Below are 2854 nucleotides of genomic sequence, written 5' to 3' on the forward strand. Positions count from 1 at the left end.
GCCCCCCCCAGGGCGCAGCCTTATAGCTTGGGTCCGCGGACCTAGATCTCGGTGGGGTCCCATTCGCCGGTCACCAGATAGGTGACCTTGCGAGCTACGGACACACCATGATCGCCGAAGCGCTCAAGGTAGCGGCTGGTCAGCGATACGTCCACGGTGGTGGGTGCATTGGCATCCCAGTCGTCGGCCGCGACCTGGGTGAAGACGCTGGAGTGCAAGCGATCCAGCTGGTGGTTCAGCTCGATAATTTCGGTAGCGATCTGCAGATCGCGGGTGTCGAGCAAACGCGCAACGGCCTTGGCGATGTCAATATCGATCTTTGCCATCTGGGCAAAGGTGTCGGAAATCCTGGCTGGGATTGCCGGGTTGGGGAAGCGCAGGCGGGCCAGCTGCGCCAAGTGGCGTGCCAAGTCGCCCATGCGCTCCAGCGAAGCACTCATGCGCAGCGAACCGACGATCATGCGCAGATCGCTGGCTACCGGTCCCTGCAAAGCCAAGGTATCGATAGCGCGCTCATCGAGCTGGTTCTGCAGGAAGTCGATCTTCGCGTCCGCTGCGATGACTTCCTGGGCCAGGTCGACGTCGACGTTGGCTAGCGAATCCCAAGCTCGATCCATTGCGGTTGCGACCTGGTTGGCCATCTCAATGAGTTCTTCGCCAATTTGCTGCAGGTCTGCTTGAAATACCTTACGCACAGCAGTTCCTTTCGAGTGTCGGTATCCATGCCGGATGGTGGACTGCCGTGGCAGCCAACCGCCCCGAAACAGTTTTGTGGCATGGTGGAGGGTCTTGCTCCAGCTTGTCAGCGGGTGATTAACGAATATGCCACGAAAGGTGAACGTTTGGTGAACAGCGCGCCGAAATCGACTAAATCACGTCATTTAGGGCCGGTGCCACCCAAAGGTGAAGCTAGTCTAAAGATGTGAACGAAGTGATCTCGACTCTTATAGCCGGCGTCCTCGGCCTGGCTCTGGGGATCGTTGGCGTCATCGCCTTCCGGCTTTCCCAGAACCGCTCCCCGAAGCTGCCACAGGTCGACGAACCCGTGCTCCCCGAGGGAGCCGCCGCCGTCCTGTCGGTCATTGGACGCGCCTTCGTGATCCTTGATGACGTCGACGGGGTGGTTCGAGCCAACCCCGCTTCCTACGCCTACGGACTGGTGCGAGGGCACACGCTCGTCCACAATGAACTGCTCTCGCTGGTGCGGCAGGTTCGCGCCGACGGCGTGATTGCCGAAAGCCAGTACGAGCTGCAACGCTCCACGCTGGGTGCCGGGCAGCTGATTGTCCATGTGCGCGTGGCACCGCTGGGCGACGAGTACATTCTCCTGCTGGCCGACGACCGTACCGAAATCACCCGTACCGAAGCGATGCGCAACGACTTCGTGGCCAACGTTTCCCACGAGCTGAAGACTCCGGTCGGCGCGATCGGCCTGCTGGCCGAGGCCATTACCGAGGCTGCCGATGACCCCAAGGCGGTACGCCGCTTCTCCACCCGGATGGACAAGGAATCGCGGCGCCTGGCCGCCCTGGTCCAGGACATTATCGAGCTCTCCCGCCTGCAGGCATCCGATGCCATCGTGCAGGGCCAGGAAGTGAATATCGACAGCGTCGTGGCCGAGGCAGTTGACCGCAGCCACCTGATTGCCGAAGAAAAGGGCATCGCCATTACCGTAGGCGGACATCTCGAGGAGCCGATCCTGGGCGATGCGGACCTGCTGATGACTGCGATCCGCAACCTGATCGATAATGCCATCCGCTACTCTCCGGAGAACACCACGGTAGGCGTGGGCATCCGGCAGCGTGATGGCTATGCGCAGATCTCGGTCACCGACCAGGGACCCGGGATTTCGGCCGAAGAGCAGGAACGCGTTTTCGAGCGCTTCTACCGCGTGGACTCCGCACGTTCGAGGCAGACCGGGGGCACGGGCCTGGGGCTGAGCATCGTCAAGCACGTGCTGGCCAACCACGGCGGCGAAGTGTCGCTGTGGTCGCAGCCGGGCCACGGATCCACATTTACCCTAAGACTTCCCCTAGCGGACGAAGAACCGGCGACCAGCAATGTGCTTGCCGGCCAGACGATGAAGGAACGAACGATCGAGGCGAATGCGTCCGATCGTGAAGGAGGACGCCGATGACCCGCATATTGATCGTTGAGGACGAGGAATCGCTCTCTGACCCGCTGTCCTACCTGCTGGAACGCGAAGGTTTCGAAGTCCGGATCGCCGACGACGGCCTGAAGGCCGTGACCGAGTTCGAACGCCATGGCGCAGACCTGGTGTTGCTGGATCTGATGCTCCCGGGCCAGCCCGGAACCGAGGTGATCCGCCAGATCCGCCTGAACAGCCAGGTCCCGGTCATCATGCTCACCGCAAAGGACTCGGAGATCGATAAGGTCGTCGGCCTGGAGCTCGGCGCCGACGACTACGTCACCAAGCCGTACTCCTCCCGCGAATTGCTGGCCCGCATCCGTGCTGTGCTGCGCCGCCAGGGCGAAGGCGAGGAACTGATCAGCAATGTGGTCACCGCCGGTCCGGTGCGCATGGACGTGGAACGCCACGTGGTTTCGGTCGACAACACCGAAGTATCCATGCCGCTCAAGGAATTCGAGCTGCTGGAAATGCTGTTGCGCAACGCCGGTCGCGTGCTCACCCGAGGCCAGCTGATTGACCGCGTCTGGGGCAGCGACTACGTGGGGGACACCAAGACTTTGGATGTGCACGTCAAGCGCCTGCGCTCCAAGATCGAGGTCGACCCGGCGGTCCCCGAACGCCTGGTGACCGTGCGCGGGCTGGGCTACAAGTTCGTGGTCTAAAGCCAAAGAGCCAGGATACGCCAAGAGCCTCGGGCAGAAT

General features: G+C 62.0%; 3 protein-coding genes. 2 read left to right on the forward strand and 1 reads right to left on the reverse strand.

Going from position 1 to position 2854, the window contains the following annotated elements:
- Positions 1-41: 41 nt before the first annotated feature.
- Positions 42-695 carry a phosphate signaling complex protein PhoU gene (phoU, locus tag ACNPN0_RS08630; RefSeq protein ID WP_332727721.1) on the reverse strand — a complete coding sequence of 218 codons (654 nt, stop codon included), beginning with the start codon at positions 693-695 and terminating at the stop codon, positions 42-44.
- 227 nt (positions 696-922) lie between these two features.
- Here phoU and ACNPN0_RS08635 point away from each other — a divergent pair, with 227 nt between their 5' ends.
- Positions 923-2137, forward strand: coding sequence for a sensor histidine kinase (locus ACNPN0_RS08635; RefSeq protein ID WP_448937434.1), 1215 nt, complete (start codon positions 923-925; stop codon positions 2135-2137).
- The gene (locus ACNPN0_RS08640; RefSeq protein WP_105658784.1) at positions 2134-2814 is read left to right on the forward strand and encodes a response regulator transcription factor; all 681 of its coding nucleotides are present in this window, start codon (positions 2134-2136) and stop codon (positions 2812-2814) included. Before ACNPN0_RS08635 ends, ACNPN0_RS08640 begins: the two co-directional genes overlap by 4 nt.
- Positions 2815-2854: the final 40 nt, after the last annotated feature.

Source organism: Glutamicibacter sp. AGC84, assembly GCF_053543575.1.